The sequence below is a fragment of the Polaromonas sp. SP1 genome (assembly GCF_003711205.1).
Taxonomy (GTDB): Bacteria; Pseudomonadota; Gammaproteobacteria; order Burkholderiales; family Burkholderiaceae_C; genus Polaromonas.
Map to the genome: position 1 here is coordinate 1870568 of NZ_CP031013.1, position 26933 is coordinate 1897500.

The window sequence follows — 26933 nt, forward strand, 5'->3', positions numbered from 1 at the left end:
CCCGCACGCCGCCGCCTCCCTTTTTGTTAGTTGTTTGTCGATTCACCGTTGTCTTGTAGTCAGGAGAAAAACGCCATGTATGCCAACCCCCCGAGTCCGCGCCCTTTAGGGCTGCCGCACTTCTTCACCCACTGGATTGTGGGTTTGTTCGTTGCCTTCGCGCTGGTGATGGCCGGTATGGCGGCACACGCCGCCCCGCCGCCCGCCGGCACGTCCATCAGCAACCAGGCCTCGGCCACGTACTCGGATGCCTCGGGCGTGACGCGCACGGTGACCTCCAACGTGGTGCAGACCACGGTGCAGCAGATCGCCAGCCTGACGCTGGCCGCCAACGGCGCGCAGAACGCGACGCCCGGCAGCGTGGTGTATTACCCGCACACCTTGACCAACACCGGTAACGGCACGGACACGTTCAACCTGACGACCAGCAACGCCGGCGCCTTCACGATGACCCCGGGCAGCGTACAGATCTTTGCCGACAACGGCAGCGGTTCGCCCACCGGCCCGGCCATCACCTCGACCGGCGCGCTCGCCGCAGGCAGCCAGTTCAAGTACATCGTGGTCGCCACGGTGCCGGGCACGGCCACGGCCACGCAGACCAACACCATCACGGTGACCGGTGCCAGCCTGTTCGACCCGACCAAGACCCAGTCGAACACCGACGTGACCACGGTCACGACCAACGCGGTGGTCACACTGACGAAGTCCGCCAGCGTCGCCAGCGGCCCGGCCGGCACGGCCATCACCTATACGCTGACCTACACGAACACCGGCAACAGCACGGCCACCGCCGTGGCGATCACCGACGTCCTGCCTGCAGGCCTGACCTACACCGCAGGCTCGGCCCGCTGGAGCGTGACCGGCGCCACGGCGCTGAGCGACGGCGGCGGCGTCAGCGGCACCGCCCCCAACACCCTGACCTCCGGCTACACCCTGGGCACCAAGACCCTGCTGGTGACACTGAACCAGGTCACGGCCGGCCAGTCGGGCACCATCAGCTTCGGCGTGACGGTGGCTGCGGGCACCGCACCCGGAACGCTGAACAACACCGCCACGACGTCGTACAACAACGGCGCCACCACGGTGACGGGCGCTTCCAACACGGTTCCCTTCGCCGTTCTGCAGACCGCCAGCGTGACGCTGACCGGCACCACCGTGCCCGGCCCCGCCGCGCCCGGCTCGACGGTGAGCTTCACCAACACGGTGACCAACACCGGCAACGGCACCGACAGCTTCAACATCACGCTGAGCCCAGGCAACTTCCCCGCCGGCACGACCTTCCAGCTGTTCAAGAGCGACGGCGTCACGCCGCTGGTCGACACCAACAGCGACGGCACGGTTGACACCGGTCCGCTGATCGCCGGCGCCACCTACAACGTGATCCTGAAGGCTACGCTGCCGCCGAACGCGACCAACACCGGCGCGCCGTTCATCGTCGCCAAGACCGCGACTTCCGTGTTCGACCCGACCAAGTCGGCGACCACCAACGACCAGCTGACCGCAGTGGCCAATTCGGCTGTTGACGCGACCAACAACCTGCCCACCGGCGCAGGCGTTCCCGGTGCGGGCGTATTCACCAACGGTGAAGGCGCCGCACAGGTCACCAACACGCTGAACCCCGGCGCCTCCACGGTGTTCACCATCGTCGCCAACAACACCGGCCCCTCGCCGGACAGCTACAACCTCGGCGCCAGCACCGTGAACACCTTCGCCAGCGTGACGCTGCCGGCCGGCTGGACAGTGAGCTTCCGCGCCGACGGCGGCACGGGCAACTGCTCGACCATGGGCGCGACCATCACCAACACCGGCTCCGTGGCCGCCGGCGGCAACGCCGTCGTCTGCGCGGTGGTCGGTGTGCCGGCAGGCTTTGCCGCAGGCACCACGCAGCTGTACTTCCGTACGCTGTCGCCTACGTCGAACGCCTCGGATACGCTGCATGACGCCGTGACCGTGAACGCCGTCCGCTCGATCACCCTGACGCCCAACGGCGCAGGCCAGACCTACCCAGGCGGCTCCTACGTCTACAGCCACACGCTGACCAACACCGGCAACGTGCTGGAAGGCAACGGCACGGTCTCCACGCTGACCCTGGCCGGCACCAACAACCAGGCCGGCTGGACTTCCGCCCTGTACTACGACGCGAACAGCAACGGCGTACTCGACGCGACCGACCCGCAGATCAGCACCACGCTGCATGCCGCAGGCGTCCTGCCGGCAGGCCTGGCGCCCGGCGCCGCCATCACCGTGTTCAACAAGGTGATCGCACCGAGCGGCGCAACGCCCGGCGCCGTCAACGGCACGACCATCACGGTGACGACCAGTAACGGCAGCTACGTGACGGCGGTTCCTGCCGTGGCCACCGCCACCGACAGCACCACCGTGATTGCCGGCAACCTGACGCTGGCCAAGGCGCAAGCCCTGGACACGGCCTGCACCGGCCCCACCGGTGGCACGGTTTACGCGGCGGCCACCCTGAGCGCCCGTCCCAACCAGTGCGTGCTGTACCAGATCACCGTGACCAACGTCGGCTCCGCCAACGCGACCACCGTGGTGGTGTCGGATGCGACGCCGAGCTACACCACGCTGAGCAGCGCGGCTGCCAGCACGGTAGGCACAGTGACCGGCCCCGCAGCGGGCGCCGCAGGCACCGTCACCGCGACGATCGGCACCCTGACCCCCGGTCAGTCGGCTGTCGTGACTTTCGGCGTGCGGATCAACCCGTAATCCGTACCTGACCTCTTGCGCGGGAAGCGAAAGCTTCCCCGCTTTTCCAAGGGCACGGCCACGCGCCCTTTGGAAAGCGACGCCCTGACGCAAAACCAAACCACCGATCCACCCCACATGCTTTTTCGCCTGCCGCGCAAACTGCTGATCTCCTGCATGTTGCTGCTTTTCTGGGCAGCCGCACAGGCAGCGCCGACCCCGGCCGGGACGGTGATCAGCAACACGGCGAGCGCGACCTTTGTGGACGCCACGACGGGCCTGTCGGCACGCGTCAACTCCAACACGGTGAACACCACGGTGTCGGCCATGGAGGCCCTCACGCTGAACGCCAGCCAGAACCTGCTGATCGGCGTCGGTGCCTCCTTCACCATCAACCACAACCTGGCCAACACGGGCAACGTCGCCACCAACTACCTGGTCACGGCCAGCGTGGCCGGCGGCAGCGCCTTCACCCCCCTGAACCTGCAAGTGGTGCTGGACGTCAACGGCAATGGCCTGGTCGACGCCGGCGAGCCGGTGGTGCCCGCCGGCGGCGTGGTGCCGGTGGCCATCGGCGCCACCGCAGGCCTGCTGATCACCGGCCAGATCCCGGCCGGCGCCGTGCCCGGCCAGACGGCGCAGCTCAGCCTGGTCGCGGCCAGCCAGCTGCAAAACGCCACCGCCACCAACACCGACACCATCAACCTGACCAACGGCGCGGCCGTGCAGGTCAGCTACGCGGCGTCGTCCTCCACCGCCACCCAGGGCGTGGCGCTCGACTTCACCGCCCGGGCCACCAACAACGGCAACATGGCCGCCAGCCCGGCCAACGTGACGGTCAATGGCGCGCCTGCCGCGCTGTTCATCCTGCGCGCGCCGGTGCCGGTCAACACCACCTTCACCTCGGCCCAGCCCGCCACCAACGCCGGCGCGCAAACGCTGTACCACCTGACGGGCGGCGCCGCCAACAGCTACGTCACCGTGGTGCCGGCCGGCAGCGTGGTGGATGCGGTGGCCTGGTCCCTCCCCAGCCTGGCGCAAGGCGCCCTGTTCCAGGGCCGCTTCAGCGTGCTGGTCAATTCGAATGCCGCCGGCAATGTGAGCGGCGCCGCCTATGCCGACTGGACCGATGCCGCCGCCCCGCTGACCACCGCCAGCAACACCGTCGTGCTGCCGCTGCCCGCGCGCGCGGCCGGCATCTTCTTCTATACCAACAACACCTACACCAACCGCGCTGCCCAGAGCACGCCCGGCAGCCCCCTGTATGTGCAGACCGACGCGGCCATCTGCAACGCCGACCCGGCCACCATCGGCACGGTGCCCGTGACCATCGTCAGCCAGCTCACCGGTGATTCGGAAACTTATACCGCCACGGAAACCGGCCCCAACACCGGCATCTTCCGCATCCTGCCCAACGTCCCCACCGCCAACGCCGCCACCCACATCGTGGCCTCGGGCGACGGCATCCTGGAAGTGCTGCGCAACGACACGGTGACCGCCACCATCACGGCCTGCGGCGGCATCTCGGTGTCGGCCACCACCACGCTGCTGGTCGACCCGTCGGGCACCGTTTACAACTCCGTGACCAACCAGCCGATCGCCGGCGCCACCGTGCAGCTGATCGACATCACCGGCGCCGGCAACGGCGGCACCCCCGGCGGCCCGGCCGTGGTGTTCCAGGCGGACGGCGTGACGCCGGCGCCCAGCGTCGTGGTGACCGGGGCCGACGGCTTTTATGAATTCCCTCTGGTGCTCAACAGCACCTACCGCCTGGTGGTCACCGCGCCCGCCGGCTTTTCCTTTCCCTCGCTGTCGCCCGCCGCGCAGCAGCCGGCCGGCCGCCTGATCGACACGCCAGGCTCCTATGGTGGCAACTTCGTGGTGGCCGGCGTGGCGGTGCATTTCGACCTGCCCATGGATCCCGGCGCCGGCACCGGCGGCCTGTTCATCCAGAAGACCGCCAACAAGAAGACCGCCGAAATCGGCGACTTTGTCGACTACTCGGTCAAGATCAACAATGTGGCGGCCGCGGCGCTCCCCGCCGCTGTCGTCAATGACAGCCTGCCGGCCGGCTTCGCCTATGTGCGCGGCACCGCGCGGCTCAATGGCGCAGCGCTGGCCGACCCTGCCGGCGGCGCCGGCCCCAACCTGCAGTTCGCCGTAGGCACCATCGCCGCCAACGCACAGCCCGTGCTGACCTACCGTGTGCGCGTGGGCGCAGGCAGCCAGAGCGGCAACGGCGTCAACACCGCCCAGGCGATGAGCGGCGCGGTGCGCTCCAACAGTTCCAGCGTGCGTGTGCAAATCGTCGGTGGCGTGTTTTCCAACAAGGCCTATGTCATCGGCAAGGTGTTTGCCGACTGCAGCCGTGACGGCGTGCAGGACGCGGGCGAGCCCGGCATCCCCGGCGTGCGGATTTACCTGGAAGACGGCACCTATGCCGTGACCGACGAAGAAGGCAAGTACAGCTTCTACGGCCTGGAGCCGCGCACCCACGTCGCCAAGATCGACAACATCACGCTGCCCGCAGGCGCGACGCTGGTGGTGCTCAACAACCGCAACGCCTTTGACGCCGGCAGCCGCTTTGTGGACCTGATCAACGGCGAGCTGCACAAGGCCGACTTTGCGATCGCCGAATGCACACCGGGTATTCGTGAGCAGATCGCCGCGCGCCGCAAGGCCCTGGGCAACCCGTCGGAAATCACCCAGGCCGCCGGCACGCTGCTGCAGGCCAATCGCGCCGCCGTCACCGACAGCCGTACGCTGCCGGCCAGCGGCGCCATGGGCCTGCCCGGCGCACAGCAAAACAACGCCACCGGCAACACCGTGGCGCCGCTGCCCGGCACTACGGGAACGCTGGGCGCGGTCGGCGACACGGGCGGCCCCGGCGCCCCCAATGCACGCCTGCCCAAACCGATCTACACGCCCCTGAGCGTGGAGCCAGCACAGCCCGCCAGCGCTGCCGCCGCCGAAGCAGCCCCGGCCGAGCAGCCTTTGTTGCCCCTGGAAGACCTGCTGCCCGAGCTGAACGCCGAGACGGCTTTTGTCGGCCTGGTGGACGACCAGCTGCTGCCGGTGGCGCAGACCCGGGTCCGCGTGAAAGGGCCGCTGGGCGCCCGCTTTGAACTCACCGTCAACGGCCAGCCCGTGCCGGCTACGCAAGTGGGCAAGAAGAGCAGCCTGGAAAAAAACAAGGTGGTGGCCTGGGAATACATCGGCGTGGACCTCAAGCCCGGCCGCAACACCCTGGCCGTGCGCGCGCTCGACAGTTTCGGCAACGCTCGCGGCACGGCACAGCTCACGCTGCGCGTGCCCGGCGCCCTGGCCAAAATCGAGATCGCCGCGCCGGCGCAGCTGGTCGCCGACGGCACGACCGCCGTGTCTGTTGCCGTTGCGCTGCGTGACGCACAAGGCCTGCCGGTGACGGCACGCACGCAAGTCACGCTGCAGGCCAGCCTGGGCCAGTGGCAAACCCCCGACCTCGACGCGCGCCAGCCCGGCACGCAGGTGTTTGTCGAAGGCGGCGAAGGCCGCTTCCTGCTGTTGCCGCCGGCACAACCCGGCAAGGCCGAGCTGGTTGCCGGCAGCGGCACCGTCAAGTCTGCAGCCGCCATTGAATTCATGCCCAACCTGCGGCCCATGATTGCCGCCGGTATCGTCGAAGGCACGATCAACCTGCGCAGCCTGAACCCCTCGGCGCTGCAACCCGCCCAAAGCGGTGATGTGTTTGAGCGCCAGATCCAGAGCAGCGCGCGCAGCTTTGGCGGCGGCAAGGGCACGGCGGCCGCGCGCACCGCGCTGTTCCTCAAGGGAAAGGTCCTCGGCTCCTCACTGCTGACGCTGGCCTACGACTCCGACAAGCCGGGCGACACGGCGCTGTTCCGCGACATCCAGCCCAACCAGTTCTACCCGGTGTACGGCGATTCGTCGGCGCGCGGCTTTGATGCACAGTCCACCGGCAAGCTGTATGTGATGCTGCAAAACGGCACCAACTATGCGCTGCTGGGTGACTACTCGACGCAAAGCGACAACGCCGCGCGCCAGCTCACGCAGTACTCGCGCGCCCTCAACGGCGTGAAGGGCCGCTACCAGGACGGCGCCGTGACCGTGGAAGGTTTTGCCAGCCGCACGTCGACCACGCAGCTGGTGCAGGAATTCCGCGCCAACGGCACCTCGGGCCCCTTCCTGCTGAACATCGACGGTGTGGTGAACAGCCAGCAGGTCAACATCCTCACGCGCAGCCGCAGCCAGTCTTCCGTGATCGTCAAAGACACGCCGCTCACCCAGTTCACCGACTACGAAATCGAGCCGCTCAGCGGCCGGCTGCTGCTCAAGGCGCCGGTGGCCAGCGTGGACACCGACCTCAACCCGGTCTTCGTGCGCGTGAGCTATTCGGTCGACTCCGGCGGCGCCAAGCACACGGTCTCCGGCGCCGAGGCCCGCCTGCAGGTCACGCCGGCCATCACCTTGGGCGCCTCCGTCATGCGCGACACCAACCCGGCCGACCGCCAGAACCTGGACGGCCTGAACGCCACCGTCAAGCTCGGCGAAAAAACCGTGGCCACCGGTGAGATCGCCCGCAGCAGCACCGACCTGCAAGGCAGCGGCTCCGGCCAGCGCGTGGAAATCCGCCACGAAGACCAGGCCCTGCAGGCCCGCGTCTGGGGCGCCAAAACCAGCGCCGGCTTTTACAACCCCAACAGCGTGCAGTCGGCAGGCCAGTCCGAATACGGCGCCAAGATCGGCTACGCCGTCGACGAAAAGAACCGCGTTGTCGGCGAAGCGCTGCGCACCGCCAACAGCGTGACCGGCGCATCGCAGACCGGCGCCGAACTGAAGCTGGAGCACAGCCTTCCCGGCAACGTGAAAGTGGAAGCCGGCGTGCGCTACAGCAGCGCCAACACGGCCGCCGCCCTCTCGGGCCCCGCCCTGCCGGGCTCCACCCTCCCGATCGTGCCGACGCCTGCCGCGCTGGCAGCGGGTTCGTCCGAAGAAGTCGGCACCACCACCGCACGCGTCAAGGTGACGGTGCCCGTGCCGGATGTGCCGCAAGCCGACGTCTACGGCCTGGCCGAATACGCCATCGACGGCAGCGGCGGCCGCGAAATCGGTATCGGCGGCAACTACGCCATTAATTCCACGACACGCGCGTACGCACGCCACGACTTCGTCAACAGCCTCAAAAGCATCTACACGCTCAACACGGCCACCTCGCAATACACCACAGTCGCCGGCATCAACACCGAACTGACCGACAGCACGCAGCTGTTCAACGAGTACCGCATGGGCGACAGCATCAACGGACGTACCAGCGAAGCCGCCCTGGGCCTGCGCCGCCTCTGGCGCCTGGACAACGGCGTGGGCCTGACGGCGAGCGTCCAGCGCATCAAACCGATCTCCGGTGTGGTCATCGACGACTCCAGCGCCTTGACGCTGGGCGCCGACTACACCGCAGCCGCGACCTGGAAGGCCTCCGGCCAGCTGCAGTGGCAAACCTCGACCACCTCAAGCAGCTGGCTGCTGACCGGCGCGCTGGCCAACAAGCTCGACGACAACTGGACGCTGCTCAACCGCGGCCTTTACAGCGAACAGACCAGCCTGGGCGGCACCGGCGGCAAGCGCGAACTGATCACGGCACAGTCCGGCGTGGCCTACCGCCCCGTCGAGTCCGATGTGTGGAACGCCCTGGGCCGCATCGAATACAAAAAAGATTCCGACAGCACGCTGGGCCCGGGCCTGAACCGCGATGAGTCCGGCCTGATCCTGTCGACCCACCTCAATGTGCAGCCCAGCCGCCACTGGACCACCAGCGCGCGCTACGCCGCGAAGTGGGGCAGCGACAAATCCAACGGCATCAGCAGCCGCTCCTTCACGCAGCTGATCGGCGGCCGTTCGACCTGGGACCTGACCCAGCAGTGGGATGTCAGCCTGCAGGCTTACCGCACCTGGGGCAACGGCGCCGCCGAAACCGCCGTGGGTGTGGAAGTCGGCTACCTGGCCTGGAAGAACATGTGGGTGTCGGTGGGCTATAACTTCAAGGGTTTCAAGGCTTCCGACATGACGGGTGAGGCCTATACCCAACGCGGCCTCTACCTGCGCGTACGCTTCAAGTTTGACGAGAACGTGTTTGGCGAGCCCAATGCCGCCGCCACGCCAGCTACTATCCGCACGGCTCCCCAATCATGATGCTCTTTCAACGCTCCCTTTCCAGCCCCGGCCTGCCACGCAAGCCGGCGCCGTCGCGCGGCCTCTTTGGGGCTGGCCGGGCCGCATGGGGCGCCGCCTTCCTGTTGCTGGCCGCGCCTTGGGCGACGGCGCAGACGACCTACAACTTCACCGGCGCAGTGCAGACCTACACGATTCCTGCGGGCGCCAGCGGCATCCAGATGCAAGCTTCGGGCGGGGGCGGCGGCGGCGCCGGATCCGATTCGCCCGGCAACGGCGGCAACGGCGCGCGGGGCGTCACGGCCACGGCCACCTATTTTGCAGCTCCGGGCACCGTCATTAATGTGTTTGTCGGCGGCGGTGGCGGCTTCGGTGTCGTCTCGACCGGCACGTTCAGCTGCACCACCTCGGCGGGCGCGGGCGGCTCAGCCAGTGGCGCTGGCGGTTTCGCCGGCGGCATGGGCGGCCAGGCCGGTTGCAGCGGTTACTCTGGCGGCGGCGGCGGCGGCGGCGGCGCCAGCGTCGTCGCCACGTCCGGCAATGTCCCGCTGCTGATCGCCGGCGGTGGCGGCGGCGGCCAGGGCGGCGCGCTGAATGTGGCCGGCCGCGCGGGACTGAACTCCACTGCGGTGGGCACCCTGCCAGGGAGCGCCGGCACCGTGGGCGGCACCACCACCGACGGCGGCGGCGGCGGGGGCGGCGGCGGCGGATGCCCCGGCGGCGCGGGCGGCGCCTTCAATCCTGACAGCACGACACCCAACAACACGACCCAGGCGGCCGGCGGCCGGTCCTGCGCGAACACCGGCTTGGGCGTGACGACCCCGGCGGTGGCCGCCACCGGCGGCCTGGGCGGCAACGGCGCCACCACCAATGCTGCTGCCGGCACCTCGGGTACCGCCGGTTCCGTCACCCTCACGCCGCTGTACCCGACGCTCAATGTCGCCAAGTCGCAGCCCAGCCCGGCGCTGCGCGTGGGCACCAACAGCACCTACACCCTGACGGTCACGACCTCCGGCACGACGCCGGCCTATACGGCCCGCGTCCTGGACCAGTTGCCCGCCAACATGACCTTCGTCAGCGCCACCGGCACCGGCTGGACCTGCAGCACGTCAGGCACCACCCTGGTGACCTGTGACTTCGTCGGCACGATTGCGGCCAACGGCGGCACGGCTTCGGTACAGATCACCGCCACGCCCACCAGCGTGGCCCAGGTGGTCAACCGCGTCTCGGTGGGCACCGGGGGCAACACCCCGCCGGCGGCCTCCACCTGCACGGCCGCCAACACCCCCAGCGCGGGTTGCGGGGCGCCGGTGACCAACACGCCCACCATCGTCACGCTGGGCCTGGTCAAGTCGGCGCCCTCACCGGCGCTCAAGGTCGGCACCAACAGCGCCTACACGCTGACCGTCACCAACACCGGCACGGTAGCCACCACCACGGCCCGCGTGGTCGACCAGCTGCCCGCCAACATGACCTTCGTCAGCGCCACCGGCACCGGCTGGACCTGCAGCACCTCGGGCAACACGCTGGTGACCTGCGACTACACCGGCAGCATTGCGGCCACCAACGGCACCTCGGTGATCACCGTGACGGCCACACCCACCAGCACCGCCAGCGTGACCAATTTCGCCTCGACGGACCCGCGCGGCGGCACGGCCACCCCCACGCCCACCACCTGTACCGCCGCCAACGCACCCAGCGCCGGTTGCGCGGCGCCGGTGACCAACACGCCCACCATCGTGATCCTGGGCCTGGTGAAATCCACGCCCACACCGGCCTTGCGGACCGGCATCAACAGCGCCTACACCCTGACCGTGACCAACACCGGCACGGTGGCCACCACCACGGCGCGCGTGCTGGACCAATTGCCCGCCAACCTGACCTATGTGAGCGGCACCGGCACCGGCTGGACCTGCAGCACCGCGGCCAGCGGCGGCGGCACTCTCGTGACCTGTAACTACAGCGGCAGCATCGCGGCCGGCGGCGGCACCTCGGCGCTCACCATCACGGTGGCGCCGACCAACACCACCACGGCGATCACCAACTACGCGTCGGTCGACTCCGACGGCGGCACGGCGCCGCCGGTTCCCACCACCTGCACGGCCGCCAATGCACCGACGGACGGCTGCGCCGCGCCGGTCACCAGCAGCGTGGTACTGGGCCTGGTGAAGTCGGCGCCCACGCCTGCGCTCAACGTCGGGACCCAAAGCGCCTACACGCTGACCGTGACCAACAGCGGCAACGCCGCGGCCACCACCGCCCGCGTGCTGGACCAGCTGCCCGCCAACATGACCTTCGTCAGCGCCACCGGCACCGGCTGGACCTGCACGCCCGCGGGCAGCACGCTGGTCACCTGCGACTTCGCCGGCGTGATCGCACCCGGCGGCACCGCGGTGATCACCCTCACCGCCACGCCAACCACCTCGGCGTCGGTGACCAATTTCGCGTCGGTCGACCCGAGCGGCGCCGCCGCACCGCCGACGGCCACCACCTGTACCGCAGCCAACACGCCCAGCGCAGGTTGCGCGGCGCCCGTCACCAACACACCGACCGCCCCCGTGCTGGGACTGGTCAAATCCGCCCCCAGCCCGGCGCTGCAGGTTTTCTCCAACAGCGCCTACACGCTGACCGTGACCAACAGCGGCAACGCCGCGACCACCACCGCCCGCGTCGTGGACCAGCTGCCCGCCAACCTGACGTTTGTCAGCGGCACCGGCACCGGCTGGTCGTGCTCGGCGGCCGGCGGCGGCGGCGCGCTGGTGACCTGTAACTACAGCGGCAGCATCGCCGCAGGCGGCGGCACGTCCGCCGTGGTGATCACGGTGACGGCCACCAGCAATGCGGCAACCACCAATTACGCCTCGGTCGACCCGACCGGCGGCACCACGCCCCCCACACCCACCACCTGCACCGCGGCCAACGCGCCGAGCGCGGGTTGCGCGGCGCCCGTCACCAGCACCGCCGGCCGGGGGATCGCCGGCACCGTGTATGCCGACGTGAACCACAACAGCGGCCTGGAAGCCGGGGAGTCGGGTATAGGCGGCGCCGTCCCCCTGTTCGTCAAGCTGGTGCCTTTGTCCGGCGGCGTCTGCACCGGCCCGGCCGTGGCGTCGGCCCCGGTCACCCTGAGCACCGGCGCCTACAGCCTCTCGAGCGTGCCCGAAGGCAGCTATTGCCTCGTGCTCGACGGCAACGCCACCCCAAGCGATGTGGCGCCGGCTTACCCCACCGGATGGATAGGCACGGAGAACCCCACCGGCGTGATCCAGCTGACGGTCGGCGCCGCGCCGCCGTCGCCGCAAAACTTCGGCCTCTACAACGGCAGCACGCTGAGCGGCACTGTGTTTGCCGACAACGGCACCGGCGGCGGCCCCAACAACGGCGTGAAGTCCGCCACCGAGCCGGGCCTGGCCGCCATCACCGTCAACGCCATGCAGGGCGCCACCACGCTGGACAGCGAACCCACCGCCAGCGACGGCAGCTTCATCCTCTGGATTCCTGCTTCTGCCAGCGGCACCGTGGTCGTCACGCCCGTGCTGCCGGCCGGCTACACCGCCACCGGCGGCTCGGCCGGCACCACCGGCGGCAGCTACACCCGCCCCAGCGTGAGTTACACCGCCGGATCGGGCCTCATCCGCACCGGCCTCACCTTCGGCATGGTGGCGCCCAACACCCTGGGCCCCAACGGCGCGCAGACCGCCCAGCCCGGCACCGTCGTGTTCTACGCCCATACCTATAAAGCCGGCACTGGCGGGTCGGTCACGTTCTCGATCGCCGGCACCGCCACGCCGGCCAGCCCGGCCTGGAACCAGGTGCTTTACCAGGACAGCAATTGCAGCGCCACGCTGGAAGCCAGCGAGCCGCAGGTCACCACCGCCTTCACCGTCACAGCCGGGCAAACCCTCTGCCTGATCGTCAAGCAGTTTGTGCCCGCCGGCGCCGGCCAGGGCGCACAAAACAGCGTCGCGCTGAGCGCCGCCTTCACCTACACCGGCTCGGCCCCGGCACTGGCCGTCACCACCCTGCTCGCCACCGACATCACGACGGTAGGCCAGGCGGGCGACCTGTCACTGGCCAAGCTGGTGAGCAACGTGACCCAGTCGCTTCCCGCCGCCACCAGCGTGAGCGCCAATCCCGGCGACACGCTTCAGTACACCCTGACCGCCACCAACAACGGCTCCCTGCCGCTGTCGACACTGTTCGTGAACGACTCCACACCGGCCTTCACCGGCTTTGTTTCCACAGCCTGCCCCGGCGCACTGCCCACGGGCATCACGGGCTGCACGGTGACGACGCAGCCTGCGGTGGGGGCGCAGGGGGCGTTGAAGTGGACGTTCACGGGGTCGCTGGCGTCTGGTGCGCAGTTGGTGGTGACTTACCGCGTCAAGGTGGATCAATAGGATTTAAGTGTTTTAGGGCTCCAGCCCAGGCGCTGTCTTGGGTTTTAGCTCCTGAATTGATAGCACTACGTTTCCCGCTCTTTGTTCTCCGTTCAGGCTGAGCTGTCGAAGCCCTGAACCGCAACAGCCCTTCGACGCCTCAGGGCGGACGGGTAGCGCGACACCCCGAGGCCAACGGAGATGGCAAACAGGGAACAGTTCTCAACCCGGTAGCAGAGGCAAATCGGCCTTCTTGAGCGTGCGCAGCACAAAGCTCGACTTGCTGTGGCGTATGCCTTTGATCTTGTAGAGCCGCTCGCGCAGCAGGCGTTCGTAATCCTTGGTGTCGTGCACGGCGATGCGCAGCAGGTAGTCGTACTCGCCGGACACGAGCCAGGCCTCAATCACCTCGGGAATCGCCGCCAGCGTTTCGCCGAATTTCTCCAGCGTGTTGTCGGAATGGCTGTCGAGCGTGACCTGCACCATCACCGTGTCGCCCAGGCCCAGCGCCTGCGCATTGAGCCGCACGGTGTAGCCCTCGATCACGCCGGCTTCCTCCATCTTCTTGATGCGGCCCCAGCAGGGCGAAGGGCTCAGGCCCACGGCCTGGCCGATGTCTTGCAGGCTGGTGCGTGCGTCGGCCTGCAAAACCTGAAGGATTTTCCGGTCTAAAGTGTCCATCCGGGTAATTTATCTGAAATTTGCGATTCCACAGATTTTTTATCTGTTTACGGAGAAATCAGCAGCAAATCAGGCAAATTATTCGGGGCCACCCAGGCGATACTTTCTTCCATGGCAGCGGGCTTACCGGTCCGTCTGGCAAGACAAAGCCCCCATCAGGTTACCGCCTGCTGGGGGCTTTGATTTTTCAGGTCGCGCACTGCAGGCGCAACTCCAGGCAAACGCCGCCGTCCAGGTTGCGTGCGGTGATGGTGCCGCCCATCTTGGCCATATAGGTTTTGGCGACAAACAGGCCCTGGCCGCGCTGGCCCGCCGCGCCGGTGTCGGGCTGGCCGGACACACCGTACTCGAAGATCTTCTCCAGCAGGCCGGCCTCGATCTGCGGGCCCAGGTTGCTGATGGTGATCACGGCTTCAGGCGCGGTGCCTTCCTGCGCCTGTTGCGACAGCGTGATGCGGATCAGGCTGCCGGGCAGGCGATGGCGCTCGGCATTGCGCAGCACGTGCGACACCACGTCTTCCAGCGAATACTCGTCGGCGCGCACCCTGACCGGCTGCGCCAGCGGCTCAAACGCCACGCCCGGGATGCCCGCGGCGGCGGCGTTGCGCGCCACATGGCTGAGGAACTCATTGGCGTCCAGCGTCTGCACATTGAGCGCGGTGGACTCAAAGGCTTCGCTCGGCGAGGCGCTGCCGTAGAGCACGCGCACAGCCTGCTGCATGCGGCTGATGTAGCGGTGCGCCGGGTCGTCGGCATTGCCGTGCAGCACCATCAGCGACTGCAGCGGCGACATGATTTCGTGGCCGACCGCATGCCAGGTGTCTTTTTCCTGGGCGATGCGGATCTGCTCGCGGCGCACGTCTTCGTTCACGCGCTGCAACAAATCCTGCAGGCCGCCGGCCAGCACGCCCAGTTCGTCGCCGCCGCGCAAATCCGCCAGGTCCACCGTGGCCAGGTTGTCGCTGGCGCGCACGCCCTTGGACACGGTGGCGGCGCGGCGCGTGAGCTCGGTGATGCGGCGGATGATGCGCAGCTCAATGGCCAGCCAGGTCACAAAGATGGCCAGCAGCATGCCGCCCACAAACCAGGACACGCGGGTGGCCACGGCCGTGAGCGCCTTGTTGACGGTGCGGATGTCGCCGGTGAGCGAGAGCTCATAACGCCCCAGCGGTGTGCTGATGGTCTCGGCGCTGGTGATAGGCGCGTCGTACCCGTCGACCTGCAGCCGGCGGATCAGGGAGGCGATCAGCGGTGAAGAACGCTCCGTGGCCTCGGCGCCCGACAGTGCCACGATCTCGGTGCTGGCGCCGCCAGCGCCCAGTTTGCGGATGCGCAGCTTTTCGCCGGGCAGCAGCAGCGGCGTGAGTTCAGCCCAGGAGAAGGGCGCCGTGGCGCCTGCGGCATTGCTGTCGAACAACAGCTTGCCTTCACCGGGCGCCAGCATTTCCACCTGCACCTTGATCTGGTCCAGGTCGGCCGGCGGCCAGACGATGCCCGCAGGCCCTTTGGAAAAGAGCGCTTCGCGAAACAGCTCCACCGGCAGCCGCACGCTCACAAAGGCGCGCCGCGCACATTCCGGGTCTGCGGCCAGCGTGCCGTCCACACAGCGGCTGTCTTGCCACAGCCAGCCGCGAAAATCGCGCACCGGCCGGCTGGCCGGCGTGATGGGACCCTCGTCGGCAAAGCCCACCAGCCGCCCCCGGGCGTTGGCAAAAGGCGCGGCGTTGCGGCCCTCGTCCAGGGCCTGCATGGACTGGAAAGGCGCAATCCAGCGGTAGCGTTGCCCGCGCATGTCCACCGTGATGCGGGCGCGGTGCGCCAGGCTCAAATCCAGCGTGCCTGAGGTATGGGGCACCAGCGGGCCGCTGTTGAAACTGCCGACGGCATAGATAAAACCGCCGGCGAAGGGGTTGTTGCCGACGGCCACGCACATCGAGGCCGCATCGGGGTACTGCACCAGGCAGCCGGCCATCTCCACCGCCTGCTGGGCCTTGTTGCGGTCGTCAAAATCGATGGCCGAAAACGGCAGCACCAGCGGGCGCAGCGGCGTGACCTCGCGGTCGTAGGCCGTGGGGTTGAGCAGCACCAGCTGGCCGGTGGGGTGGCGCAGCTTGGCCGCGATCTGCGCCTGGTTTTTGCGAAACCCGTCCTGGTAGTTGCGGTAGCTGCGTTCTTTTTCGTCCTGCAACACGGCGAGCGCCAGCGCCACGGTGGCCAGACCCAGCAGCAGGAAAGCACCGCGAAAAAATACCCGCAGTCCGAAGGGCACGCGCGCCGGCAGCAGGCGCTCGACATCCTGGCGCGTGGGCAGCTTCATGCCTTGCCTTTGCCGCGCGGGGCCTCTGCCGCCTCGGCCCAGCGAAAGCCGCGCATGGGCACGTTTTCAATGCCGTCAAACGTGGCGTCGATTTCACGGAAGGCGTCGCGGATGGTGCTGACGTGCTTGCGGATGTTGTCGCGGTTGCGGCCGCTCTTGACCACCTGGTAAAGGTCGTCGTAGCTGACCACCTCGCCGCGGCGCGCATGCAGCGCCGCCAGGATGCGCTGCGCCGTCAGCGGCAGGTTCACGCGCTGGCCGCGCCAGATGGCGGTGTTCTGGCGCAGCGGGTCCAGCTGCAGCTCCTGGCTGTCGGCGGCAGGGGCTTTGCCCGTGGGTTTGGCCTTGGCGGTGCGCAGGATGTCGAGGAAGGTTTCGATGAAGTCGGCTTCTTCAAACGTGGTTTTTTGCAGGTAGTCCCAGGCGTCCAGCGCCTTCATGATGCTGCGGTAAATGGCGGCCGGCATGGCCGACACCACCAGCACCGGTGTGCCGTGCTGCTGCTTGTTGATGGCGTTGATGATGGCCACGCCGGCATGGCGTTCGCGGCCCAGTTCGATGTCCAGCACCACGGCGTCGTAGTCTTCGCGGGCCACGGCAGCTTCGGCGTCGTCGCGGTTGAACCACTGGTCGACCTGGATGCCCGGGCGGGCCGATTCAATCCATCCCTTGAGCTGGTTGCTCATGGGCAAGTCGTCTTCGATCACGGCAATTTTGGTCATGAGGCGTCAGGAGTCGTCAGGAGTCGTCAGGAGGATGGGGTGCCGCCATTATGGGTGTGGCCTGCCTCTCACCGTGTGAGTGTTTCTTCCGTTGGCGGAGGCTTGCCGCCGCCCAACCGCGCAAAGACACCGCATGAACGCATTGAATGCTCCGGGCCCGATTCGAACAATGGAGGCCAGAGAAAGCGCAATCCGCGCCTCTCACCAAAACCACCGGAGGAACCATCATGAGCCCACGTCTTAGCCGCATCGCCGAACGCATTTCCGCCATCTTTGCCAGGGGGGTGCACGGCACCCGCCGCATCGCCGCCAACGGTGTGCGGCGCGCCGCCAGCGCCAGCGGCCTGATGATCGCGACCGCCGCCGTGGCGGCCGCCGGCTACCTGTTGTGGGTGCATCCCCCTGTCGAATCGGTGCAGCGCGGCGACGTGGCCATCCGCACCAACCAGCTGACCGGCAACGTCGACGAGTTCCGCGAAGGCTCGCTGCTGTTGTTGCCTGGCCTGCATGAAGTGCGCATGTTTTCGCTGCGCGACCAGGTCTACCGCCCCGAAGGCAGCAGCCGGGCCGACGGCCCTTCGCCCTTCCAGTCGATCGAAGGCATGTCGCTGGGCGTGGACCTCACGGTGCGTTATGCGCTGGACCCCGCCAAAGTCAACGCGCTGTCGAAAAACCTGCCCGACGACATCGCCGGCCAGATCGTGCAGCCCGCCGTGCAGGGCGTGATCTACAAGACCTTCACCCGCTACACCGTGCGCGAGATTTTCTCGAGCAAGCGTGCCGAGATCCAGCAGCTCATCGAAGCGGAGCTCAAGCCCAAGCTGGCGGCCGACGGCATCCTGCTGCGCACGGTTCAGATGGGCAAGGTGGACCTGCCCGCCGACTACCGCCAGGGCATGGACAAGCTGCTCGCCGAAGAACTTGCGACCGAAAAAATGCGCTACACCATCGCCTTGAAAGAAAAGCGCGTAAAGGAAACCGAGCTGGATGCCTTGGCCGAAAAGGTGCGCCGCGAAACCAATGCGCAAGCCGCCGCCAGCGAGCAGGTGATTGCCGCCAGGGCGCAGGAAGAAGCCATGAAACATGTCCTGCCCTTCAAACAAAAGCAGATCGAGCAGCGCCAGCTGGAAGCCGAAGCCGACAAGCAGTCGCGCATCCGCACGGCCGAAGGCAGCGCGCAGGCCAGGCGCATCGAAGCCTCGGGCGAGGCCGATTCTCGCCAGAAGCTGGCCGACGCCGAAGCCTACCGGCTGGACCGCGTGGGCAAGATCAACAGCGAGCAGATGGCGCGTGAAGGGGTGCTGATCACGCGCCACCCGCTGCTGATCCAGAAGACCATGGCCGACAAGCTCAGCGACAAGATCACCGTGATCATCGCCCCGCCTTCCACCGACGGCGGCTTTGTCGGCGCGGGCCTGCTGGGCGGCGCGCCCAAGGCCGGCCGCACCGTGGCGCAAGCCCCCCGCGGCGCCGACACGCAAGACAACCAGGAAGCCGAATAATGATCACCACCGCACTCCTCACACTGGCCATCGTCACGCAAGACCAGGCCACCCTGCGCGCCGCGCCCCGTGATTCAGCCGCGCAGCAGGCCGCGCTCTGGCAAGGCGACTCGCTCGAGATCCGCGGCCAGCGCATGGACTACCTGCAGGTGTACGACCACCGGCGTGAACGCGCGGGCTTCATCCACGTGAGCCAGGTGCGCACCGTCTCGCTGCAGCCGGAAGATGCGCCGCAGTTGTTGTCGGTGGTGCGCTTTCTGCGCGAAAGCCCGGGCGATGAGTCCCTGGGCATTGCCTACACGGCCGCCTACCTGAAGGCCGCGCCGGCAGACGCCATCGGTGTGGAAGCGTTTGACGCGCTGGGCACCATGGCCGAACGACTGGCGCGCCGCGCATCGATGAAACACAACAAGGCCACCAGCGACGTGATTTCCGCGCACATGGAAGTGGCGTCTTTTTACGGCGTGACCTTCAAGGGCTATGAGCAGGGCGGCAGCATGCAGCTTTGCTACAACGGCGAAGCCTTTCGCCGCGTGCTGGCCTTGCCCGCAGAGGCGGAGCAGCGCGCCCGCGCCGCCCTGGCCGCGACCCGGCCCGACTGCATGAGCCCCGATCTGCACCCGCAAGCGCGTATGGCGCACGACCTGTGGCGCGCCGAGATGCTGGACAAAGTCAGCGCCGCGCAGTTCGCTCAGCTGTCTGAGGTCAGCAAGAACCGCCTGCGCCTGCGCCGCGCGGGGGTGTATGCCAGCCTGGCGTTTGAACAGGCGCGCCGGGCCGAAGCCCCCATGGCGGCCGCCCAGCGCGCGCTGGCGGAACTCGCTGCCGTGAACAAAGCCGAGCTGACGGATAGCGACCGGCAGGATTACAACGACGCGGCCATTCGGGTCGGTGCCTCGCGCTGGGCTGCGGAAACGGCGCTGCCGCGTTTCGCCAAATTGACCGTGGCCACCGAGGCCGGCCAGGCCGGTGAAACCTGCGTGGCGCTGTACGAAAACAAGGCCGACGGCAAACCCGGCAAGGATGCCGTGGCAAAACGCTGCACCTACGGCATCGTGTGGGCCGCTTCCGCCAGCGCCCACCCTGACGGCCATGCGCTGGCGCTGGCCGTGCAACCGCTGGACGCATGGCGCGAGTTGTGGGTGTTTCGCAAGAGCGCCGGGCAGTGGACGGTTGAAGTCTTGCCGCCTGCCAGCAACGGCCCCGAGCTGGGTTACGTGGAATTTGCCGGCTGGGTGCGCGGCGCGCCGCAGATACTGCTGGCCCGCGAGACCCGCATTGCCGGGCGCCTGCGCCGCAGCTTTGAAGTGGCGCGCATGGATACGCTGACGACCGAGAAACAGGCGGGAGACGCCAGCGCGCTGGCCGCCTTTAACCGCTGGCAGGACGCCGGGTGGAAGCGCCAGACCGTGATCCTGCGCTAGGGGCCGCTTCTAGAAAGCCGTTTTATCGCTCAGCGTATCGGCGGGTAACTGATCGATCTGCACCAGCAATTGCGCCAGGCTGCGCCCTGCGGCATCCAGCAGGGCGCGGCCTTTGTCCGCTGTGGCGGCCGCGGCATTGCCCACAGCGCCCTGCGGGTTGTAGTCCTGCATCTGCCAGGCCAGCTTGGCGCTGCGGCCGTCGCCGAGGATGCTGAATCTGGCGGCGCGGTCTTGCGAGGTGGAGTGAAAGTTCTGTGCTTTGGCCATGTCGACCTGCTCCGGCTTGAGCGCCAGCATCATCGAGGTCTCGATCTCGCCGGCATGGATGCCGAAGCGATGCTCTTCAGCACTGAATAAATCGTTGACTGATTTGCCGTCCTCACCGGTGAGCGGCAGGTTGAACCAGTTCACGCTGTAAACCAGCATGCCCAGCCGCGCACGCAGGTCGCGCGCCACCACATCCAGCAGGCCGACCTGGCCCCCGTGCGAATTGAGCAGCACCAGTTTCTTCACGCCCGTCTGCGCCACGGATTCAGCGACCTCGGTCCAGAGCCGGATCACCGTCTCGGCTTTCAGTGTGAGCGTGCCGGCAAAGCGGGTGTGTTCGGGGCTGAAGCCCACCGACTGCGTCGGCAAAAACAGCACCGGCTGCGCGGCCGGCAAATGCGGCAAGGCCGCCTCGACCACACCGTCCACCAGCGTCGCGTCCACATTCAGCGGCAGGTGCGGGCCGTGCTGCTCGACCGCGGCCACCGGCAGCACCGCGATGCAGCGGGCCAGGTCCAGCTGGGCGAAGTCCGGGGATTTGAGGGTCGACCAGTGGCGGGGTGGGAGTGGCGTCATGGCCGTATTTTGAGCTATTTGCCCGTGGCGCCTGTTTGACGGAAGCCCCCGGCTGGCGGAAGGCCGCAAGGCAGCGGGTGCTGAAACAAGAACGGCCTTAATGCATGGAGGCCTTTTGCTATCAATTCAGGAGCACGCGCACATGTTGCGGGGTGTTTACGTGAAAGAACACGAACACCGGCGCCACGCCAGCGGCCAAGCTGCTGGCCACGCTGCCGGTGCCGCCCGGCACCACATTGGTTCAGGCCAGTGCCGAGCCCACCCAGGCCATGGCCTCTACCGACGGCACCACATTCGCGCCCATGCCGCTGACCCGCGTGGTCAAGCAGGCCGATGGCAGCACGCGCAAGGAGCCGGTGCCGCTGGCCGAATACCGCGCACTGCGCTGGGACATAGGCGCCCTGCCTTCCGGCGCCAGCACCGTGGTCAGCCTGCGTGTGCGCATTGATACCCCTGTGGTGGCGTTCGCTGCCAAGCCTTGAAGTTGCCACGCCGGCAATAGCCTTCCGCGCCAGGATAGACCCGTAGGCCTGCCCGGATGCGCCTGAGCCTGAGCGGCAAGCATCCCTTTTGCTATTAATTTAATAGCTTAAAGCCAAGGCAATGATTGGGCTGGAGGCCAAAAATGCTTAAAAATCCTCTACAGCATTTCGTCCGGCGCAAACGGCCCGATCAGCTTGAGCATCAGCTTCAGGCCCCAACTCGCATCCGGTTCCACCTGGGTGTCCTTCAGTTGCGACCCCTGCGGCGCCCGCCAGACCAGCTGGCCGTCCTGCAGCTCCACCCGGTAGGCCCCGCTGGCCAGCGTCGGCTCGATCAGCCGCGTGGCTTCGGCCGAGATGGCGCGGTTGCGGATCACGATGGCGACCTCGCTGTTTTGCAGCTGAGAGCGCAAATCCAGGTTCATCGATCCGACCACCAGCAGGCGGTCGTCCATCACCACCACCTTGGAGTGCAGGCTGGCGCGCGAACCGCCTTTGGAGCCGCCGGTAGACCCGCCGGCCAGCGCGGCCGAGCCGAAGCTGCTGAACGAGCCCTCCTGCTCGGCACGCATTTCATAAATCTCGATGCCCATCTCCAGCAAGGCCTTGCGGTAGCGGGCGTAGCCCACATGCGCAGCCGGCGCGTCGTTGGAAGCCAGCGAGTTGGTGAGCACACGCACACGAACGCCGCGTTGCCGCAGCTCGGCAAAACCTTTCATCATGCGTTCGCCGGGCACAAAGTAGGGCGAGACGATGAGCAAATTGCCTTTGGCCTGCGCCATCAGCTGCAGCAGGCCGTCCACGGCCGTGTCCTGTGATTCTTCGGTCGAGTCGGCGTCGGCCGCGATCTTGGAGGGCTTGTCGACCAGCAGCACCGAAGGGGCCCAGGTCCAGGTCAAAAGCCGCAGGTCGGCCGAGTCGGGCAGCGGTGCAATGGTGGTGGTCACGCCGGTGGGCGACGTGACGGTGCGTGTGGTGGTCGTGCTGTTGATACCGTCGTTGGCGTCGGCATTCGACTTGGCGATGGCGGCCTGCGTCGCGGCGGCCAGCGCTCCCGGGTCTTCTTGCGGCTTGGCCGGCACGGCGCCGGGCGGAGGGCGCTTGAGCGCATCGATCTCTTCGGCCGTCATCAGCGACTGCACCGGGTAGGCCAGCGGGTTGTTCCAGTACTGGTCGAAGCTGCGTGACAGGTCGCGTGCGATGCGGCCGGCCGCCAGCACGTCGATGTCGACAAAGTTGGTGCCTTCGCTCTGGCCGAAGTAGGTCTCGCCCAGGTTGCGCCCGCCGGTGATGGCCACCGCGTTGTCGGCCACAAAGATCTTGTTGTGCATGCGCCGCTGCAGGCGGTCGGCGTCCTTCAGGTTGCCCAGGATGCGAAACACCAGCGAGCCCCGCCCGCCCGGGATCGGATTGAAGAGGCGCAGTTCAAAATTTTTCTCAAAGGCCAGCTTGAGCACCTGCGCGTTTTTGCCCGAGGTGTTGAAGTCGTCCAGCAGGATGCGGATGCGCACGCCGCGGCCGGCGGCTTCGCGCAGGGCGTCGAACATGCGTTCGGTGGTTTCGTCGGCAAAGATGGCGTAGTACTGGATGTCCAGCGTCTTCTGCGCCGCCTTGATCAGCGTCATGCGGCTGGTGAAAGCCAGCTCGGCATCGCCCACCAGCGCAAAACCCGAGTCGTTGCGGGTGCCGGCCGTGGCGGCGCGGGCGGCGACCAGCGCTCCCAGCCGGGTTTCGGCCGGGTTGGCCAGCGCGGTGGATACCGGCCTGTCGACCTCGCTGGGCAGCGAAGCGCAGCCGGTGAGCCACAAGGCGGTGAACGCCAGGGCGAGCGCCGGCAGCACGCGGCGCAGCGCCGGAAGGAAGGAATGGTTGCCGTGAAAGGCGCTAATGGTGGTCGGCATGGTGCGGACCACTGTAGCGTAAGGAGATGTATTTGATGCCGGGGCCGCCTGCGGCGCCGCCGACACTTTTTGTAGGAGCCCGGCTTGAGTGCACAAACCGGGCGTGTCTGACGGCAGTGGGCGCTTACGCCGACAACGTTTCCCAGCGTTGCAGCGCCTCCATCAGCTCTTCCTCGATCTTGGTGTTGCGCGCGTTCAGCTCGGCCGCCCGTTTGGCATTGGTGCTGTAGAGCGTGCCGTCGTACAGCTCCTGCTCAATCGCTTTTTGCTGCGACTCGAGTTGCTGGATCAGCGCCGGCAGGCCGTCCAGCTCACGCTGTTCCTTGTAGCTCAGCTTCTTTTTTGATAGCGCCTCACCCACGTCCTTATTGGGCTGGGGCGTGTTTTTGCTTGAGGATTTGGGACTGGAAGGCGAGGCGGGCGTTTTCCCCGCGCCGGTGATCTGCGCCGCGCGTTTGGACTGGGTGATCCAGTCCGTCACGCCGCCTTCGTACTCGCGCCAGAAGCCCGGATTCTCGGGCGTGCCTTCATAGGCGATGGTGCTGGTGACCACGTTGTCCAGGAAGCGCCTGTCGTGGCTGACCAAAAATACCGTGCCTTCGTAGTTTTGCAGCAGGTCTTCCAGCAGCTCCAGCGTGTCGATGTCCAGGTCGTTGGTCGGCTCGTCCAGCACCAGCACATTGGCCGGCCGCGCAAACAGGCGCGCCAGCAGCAGGCGGTTGCGCTCACCGCCCGAGAGGGTGCGCACCGGCGAATTGGCGCGCGCCGGCGAAAAGAGGAAGTCGGTGAGGTAGCTCTTGACGTGTTTTTTGGCACCGTTGATCTCCACCCATTCGCTGCCGGGGCTGATGAAGTCTTCCAGCGTCGCGTCAAGGTCCAGGCTGTCGCGCATCTGGTCGAAGTAGGCCACCTGCAGGTTGGCGCCCTGGCGGATCTTGCCGGGCGGCGTGGTCACGTCGGGTTGCAGCTCGCCCAGGATGAGCTTGAGCAGCGTGGTCTTGCCGGCGCCGTTGGGGCCCAGCAAGCCGACCTTGTCGCCACGCAGCAAAGTGCCGGTGAATTTGTTGACGATGAGCTTTTCGCTGCCGGGGTGGCCGAAGCTTTTGCTCACATCGGTCAACTCGGCAACGATCTTGCCGCTTTTCTCGCCGCTGGAGACATCCAGGTTGACGCGGCCGACCGCGTCACGCCGTGAGGCTCGGCTTTCGCGCAGAACCTCGAGACGCCCGATGCGCGCCACGCTGCGGGTGCGGCGCGCTTCCACGCCCTTGCGGATCCAGATTTCCTCTTGCGCCAGCAGCTTGTCGGCCTTGGCGTTGATGACGGCTTCCTGTGCCATCTGCTCTTCTTTTTGCACCAGGTACTGGGCAAAGTTGCCGGGGTAGCTGTTGAGCTTGCCGCGATCCAGCTCGACGATGACGGTGGCGACCTGGTCCAGGAAGGCCCGGTCATGGGTGATGGTGATGATGCTGCCGTTGAAATTGACCAGCAGCTCTTCCAGCCAGGCGATGGAATCCAGGTCCAGGTGATTGGTCGGCTCGTCGAGCAGCAGCACGTCGGGCTTGGCGACCAGCGCCTGCGCCAGCGCCACGCGCTTTTTGGTGCCACCCGACAGCGAGCCGACGATGGCGTCCTTGTCCAGGTGCAGGCGGTGCAGGGTTTCTTCCACCCGCTGCTCCCAGGTCCAGCCGTCCAGGGCTTCGATTTCGGATTGCAGGGCGTCCAGGTCGGTGTTTTCGTCGGCCGCCAGATATTGCTCAACGACGTGCCTGGTCCTTGCCAGTCCTGCACTTGCTGCTATAAAAACAGTAGCATGCGGGTCCAGGCTGGGTTCTTGCGGCACATAGGCGATGCGCAGGTTCTGCTGCAACTGCAGCGTGCCGTCATCGGGTTTTTCCAGGCCGGCGAGGATTTTCAGCAGGGACGACTTGCCCGTGCCGTTGCGGCCGATCAGGCCGATGCGCTGGTTGCTTTCAAGGGAAAAATCTGCGTGGTCCAGCAGCGCGACGTGCCCAAAAGCGAGTTGGGCGTCCAGTAAGGTAATAAGTGCCATAAGGGGGCAGATTATCCGCCCCTGTGGTGACGCGGCCTCTTTGTGGGTCCTTCATCGACGTCGCTGGCCGCCCTGCGCCACCCGTAAATACAAGTTCTTACCTCTGCGGCCGGTGTGGCATCCGCGCCCTATCGCCTGCCGCCCCTCGCCGATATAGTCATCCGTTCCGGCGATCCGATCGCCGAAGGAGGGACCTTGGAACTGCAAATCAATGGCCGCATCGTCCAGGCCGACGCCGATCCCGGCATGCCCTTGTTGTGGGTGCTGCGCGATGTGCTGAACATGACGGGCACCAAGTACGGCTGCGGCGTGGCTGCCTGCGGCGCCTGCACCGTGCGGGTGGACGGCGAGGCCGTGCGGTCCTGCAGCGTGCCGGTGTCGGCCGTGACCGGCAAGCGTATCCAGACCATTGAAGCGCTGGGCGCGCCGGGCAAACCCCACGCCCTGCAGACCGCCTGGATCGCCGAGCAGGTGCCCCAGTGCGGCTATTGCCAGTCCGGCATGCTGATGGCGGCCGCCGCGCTGCTCGACAAAAAGCCCCGGCCGACAGACGACGACATCGACGCCGCCATGACCAATATCTGCCGCTGCGGCACTTACCAGCGGATCCGGGTGGCCATCAAGCGCGCGGCAGGCATCGTGCCCGGCGGCGCTGTGAAAAAGGCCAGGGCATGAAGAGACGGGCGTGGCTGCTGAGCGCGGCGGGCGGCGCCGGGGCGCTGGTGGTGGGCTGGTGCCTGCTGCCGGCCCGTTCGCGCCTGGGCAGCGCGGCCAAACCCTGGCCGGCCGGCGGCGAGCCCGACCTGACAGGCGTGGTGTTCAACGGCTGGATCAAGATCAGGGCCGACGGCGGCGTGGTGCTGGCCATGCCGCGCAGCGAGATGGGGCAGGGCGTGCACACCGCGCTGGCCATGCTGGTGGCTGAAGAGCTGGATGTGCCGCTGGAACGCGTCAGCCTGGAGCAGGCCGGCGCCGACACGATTTACGGCAACGTCGCCATGCTGGTCGGCAGCCTGCCGTTTCACCCGCTCGAAGTCGATGACTTTGCCCCTGAAGGCGCACCCAGGGTGCGCCCGACCAAGGTCAGGGTCGGCGAATGGATGATGGGCAAGCTGGCCCGTGAGCTGGGCATCAATGCCACGGGTGGCTCCTCCAGCGTCGCGGACGCCTGGGAGGTGCTGCGAACGGCCGCGGCGACGGCACGCGCTTCCTTGCTCGGGGCGGCCTCGCTGGATTGGAAGCTGCCGGTCGATGAGCTCAGCGTCAAAGACGGCGTGATCTCGCATCCGTCCGGCCCGTCGGCCCACTATGGGGAGCTGGCCAAATTTGCCGCCGTGACGCCGCCGGGTGAGGTCACCCTCAAAAGCCGCAAGGACTGGAAGCTGGTCGGGCGCAACGCGCCGCGCCTGGATATCCCGGCCAAGGTCGACGGCAGTGCCATCTACGGGCTGGATGTGCGGCTGCCCGGCATGCTGTACGCGGCGGTCCGGCTTTGCCCCATGTTGGGCGGCTCGGCGGGCGCCATCCAGGCCAATGCGGCGCTGGCCTTGCCCGGGGTGGAGCGCCTGGTGCGCCTGCCCGCTTATGCCGGGTCGACGGCGGGGCTGGCCGTGGTGGGCAAAACCTGGTGGCAGGCCCAGCAGGCGGCCCTGGCCGTGCCGGTGGATTGGCAGCAGCGGCCCGCCGGCCCGCTGGACAGCCGCAACATTGAAAAAGCACTGGAAACCGCCCTGGAACGGGAGGAGGGCAGCACCTTCTATA

Annotated in this window: 14 protein-coding genes (1 of these 14 cut by a window edge); 8 read left to right on the forward strand and 6 right to left on the reverse strand. The window is 67.3% G+C overall.

Annotated elements, in window-relative coordinates:
• Positions 1-75 precede the first annotated feature (75 nt).
• From DT070_RS08945 to DT070_RS08955, 3 genes are all read left to right on the forward strand, one after another.
• Positions 76-2724, forward strand: a complete 2649-nt coding sequence (locus DT070_RS08945) for a DUF11 domain-containing protein (protein ID WP_122955070.1) — start codon at positions 76-78, stop codon at positions 2722-2724.
• A gap of 117 nt (positions 2725-2841) precedes the next feature.
• Positions 2842-8889, forward strand: coding sequence for an SdrD B-like domain-containing protein (locus DT070_RS08950; protein WP_153976248.1), 6048 nt, complete (start codon positions 2842-2844; stop codon positions 8887-8889).
• The gene (locus tag DT070_RS08955; protein ID WP_122955072.1) at positions 8886-13268 is read left to right on the forward strand and encodes a DUF11 domain-containing protein; all 4383 of its coding nucleotides are present in this window, start codon (positions 8886-8888) and stop codon (positions 13266-13268) included. Before DT070_RS08950 ends, DT070_RS08955 begins: the two co-directional genes overlap by 4 nt.
• Positions 13269-13469: 201 nt before the next feature.
• Here DT070_RS08955 and DT070_RS08960 read toward each other — a convergent pair whose 3' ends face one another.
• The 3 genes from DT070_RS08960 to DT070_RS08970 all read right to left on the reverse strand — a co-directional run bounded on the left by DT070_RS08960 (position 13470) and on the right by DT070_RS08970 (position 16967).
• Entirely contained in the window at positions 13470-13928 is a 459-nt protein-coding gene (locus DT070_RS08960; protein WP_122955073.1) for an Lrp/AsnC family transcriptional regulator, read from the reverse strand.
• Positions 13929-14115: 187 nt separating this feature from the next.
• Positions 14116-16245 (reverse strand): sensor histidine kinase KdpD, encoded by a 2130-nt coding sequence (locus DT070_RS08965; protein WP_122955074.1) that lies wholly within the window; start codon positions 16243-16245, stop codon positions 14116-14118.
• The gene (locus tag DT070_RS08970) at positions 16242-16967 is read right to left on the reverse strand and encodes a response regulator transcription factor (RefSeq protein WP_122955075.1); all 726 of its coding nucleotides are present in this window, start codon (positions 16965-16967) and stop codon (positions 16242-16244) included. Before DT070_RS08970 ends, DT070_RS08965 begins: the two co-directional genes overlap by 4 nt.
• A gap of 227 nt (positions 16968-17194) precedes the next feature.
• Here DT070_RS08970 and DT070_RS08975 point away from each other — a divergent pair, with 227 nt between their 5' ends.
• Both DT070_RS08975 and DT070_RS08980 read left to right on the forward strand, forming a co-directional pair.
• Positions 17195-18469: an SPFH domain-containing protein gene (locus tag DT070_RS08975; protein ID WP_122955076.1), complete on the forward strand. Its 1275-nt coding sequence runs from the start codon at positions 17195-17197 to the stop codon at positions 18467-18469.
• Positions 18469-19893, forward strand: coding sequence for a hypothetical protein (locus DT070_RS08980; protein WP_122955077.1), 1425 nt, complete (start codon positions 18469-18471; stop codon positions 19891-19893). The genes DT070_RS08975 and DT070_RS08980 overlap by 1 nt, the downstream gene beginning before the upstream one ends.
• Before the next feature lie 9 nt (positions 19894-19902).
• Here DT070_RS08980 and DT070_RS08985 read toward each other — a convergent pair whose 3' ends face one another.
• The gene (locus DT070_RS08985) at positions 19903-20736 is read right to left on the reverse strand and encodes a creatininase family protein (protein ID WP_122955078.1); all 834 of its coding nucleotides are present in this window, start codon (positions 20734-20736) and stop codon (positions 19903-19905) included.
• 218 nt (positions 20737-20954) lie between these two features.
• Between DT070_RS08985 and DT070_RS08990 the strand changes: the two genes are divergently transcribed.
• Positions 20955-21218, forward strand: coding sequence for a hypothetical protein (locus DT070_RS08990; RefSeq protein WP_153976247.1), 264 nt, complete (start codon positions 20955-20957; stop codon positions 21216-21218).
• A 158-nt stretch (positions 21219-21376) separates the two neighbouring features.
• Here DT070_RS08990 and DT070_RS08995 read toward each other — a convergent pair whose 3' ends face one another.
• Both DT070_RS08995 and DT070_RS09000 read right to left on the reverse strand, forming a co-directional pair.
• On the reverse strand, positions 21377-23119 hold the full coding sequence (locus tag DT070_RS08995) for a phospholipase D family protein (protein ID WP_122955080.1): 1743 nt from the start codon (positions 23117-23119) through the stop codon (positions 21377-21379).
• Between the two features lie 124 nt (positions 23120-23243).
• Entirely contained in the window at positions 23244-25172 is a 1929-nt protein-coding gene (locus DT070_RS09000; RefSeq protein WP_122955081.1) for an ATP-binding cassette domain-containing protein, read from the reverse strand.
• A gap of 195 nt (positions 25173-25367) precedes the next feature.
• Between DT070_RS09000 and DT070_RS09005 the strand changes: the two genes are divergently transcribed.
• Positions 25368-25847 (forward strand): (2Fe-2S)-binding protein, encoded by a 480-nt coding sequence (locus DT070_RS09005; RefSeq protein WP_122955082.1) that lies wholly within the window; start codon positions 25368-25370, stop codon positions 25845-25847.
• Positions 25844-26933: the beginning of a molybdopterin cofactor-binding domain-containing protein gene (locus DT070_RS09010; RefSeq protein WP_122955083.1), read on the forward strand. The gene runs 1223 nt beyond the window's last position; the window shows 1090 of its 2313 coding nt (coding positions 1-1090); it begins with the start codon at positions 25844-25846; the stop codon falls past the right edge of the window. Before DT070_RS09005 ends, DT070_RS09010 begins: the two co-directional genes overlap by 4 nt.

Excerpts from the sequence above, each read along its gene's own strand:
- DT070_RS08945 (WP_122955070.1), top strand. The coding sequence starts at position 76 with ATGTATGCCAACCCCCCGAGTCCGCGCCCTTTAGGGCTGCCGCACTTC.
- DT070_RS08950 (WP_153976248.1), top strand. The coding sequence starts at position 2,842 with ATGCTTTTTCGCCTGCCGCGCAAACTGCTGATCTCCTGCATGTTGCTG.
- DT070_RS08955 (WP_122955072.1), top strand. The coding sequence starts at position 8,886 with ATGATGCTCTTTCAACGCTCCCTTTCCAGCCCCGGCCTGCCACGCAAG.
- DT070_RS08960 (WP_122955073.1), bottom strand. The coding sequence starts at position 13,928 with ATGGACACTTTAGACCGGAAAATCCTTCAGGTTTTGCAGGCCGACGCA.
- DT070_RS08965 (WP_122955074.1), bottom strand. The coding sequence starts at position 16,245 with ATGAAGCTGCCCACGCGCCAGGATGTCGAGCGCCTGCTGCCGGCGCGC.
- DT070_RS08970 (WP_122955075.1), bottom strand. The coding sequence starts at position 16,967 with ATGACCAAAATTGCCGTGATCGAAGACGACTTGCCCATGAGCAACCAG.
- DT070_RS08975 (WP_122955076.1), top strand. The coding sequence starts at position 17,195 with ATGAGCCCACGTCTTAGCCGCATCGCCGAACGCATTTCCGCCATCTTT.
- DT070_RS08980 (WP_122955077.1), top strand. The coding sequence starts at position 18,469 with ATGATCACCACCGCACTCCTCACACTGGCCATCGTCACGCAAGACCAG.
- DT070_RS08985 (WP_122955078.1), bottom strand. The coding sequence starts at position 20,736 with ATGACGCCACTCCCACCCCGCCACTGGTCGACCCTCAAATCCCCGGAC.
- DT070_RS08995 (WP_122955080.1), bottom strand. The coding sequence starts at position 23,119 with ATGCCGACCACCATTAGCGCCTTTCACGGCAACCATTCCTTCCTTCCG.
- DT070_RS09000 (WP_122955081.1), bottom strand. The coding sequence starts at position 25,172 with ATGGCACTTATTACCTTACTGGACGCCCAACTCGCTTTTGGGCACGTC.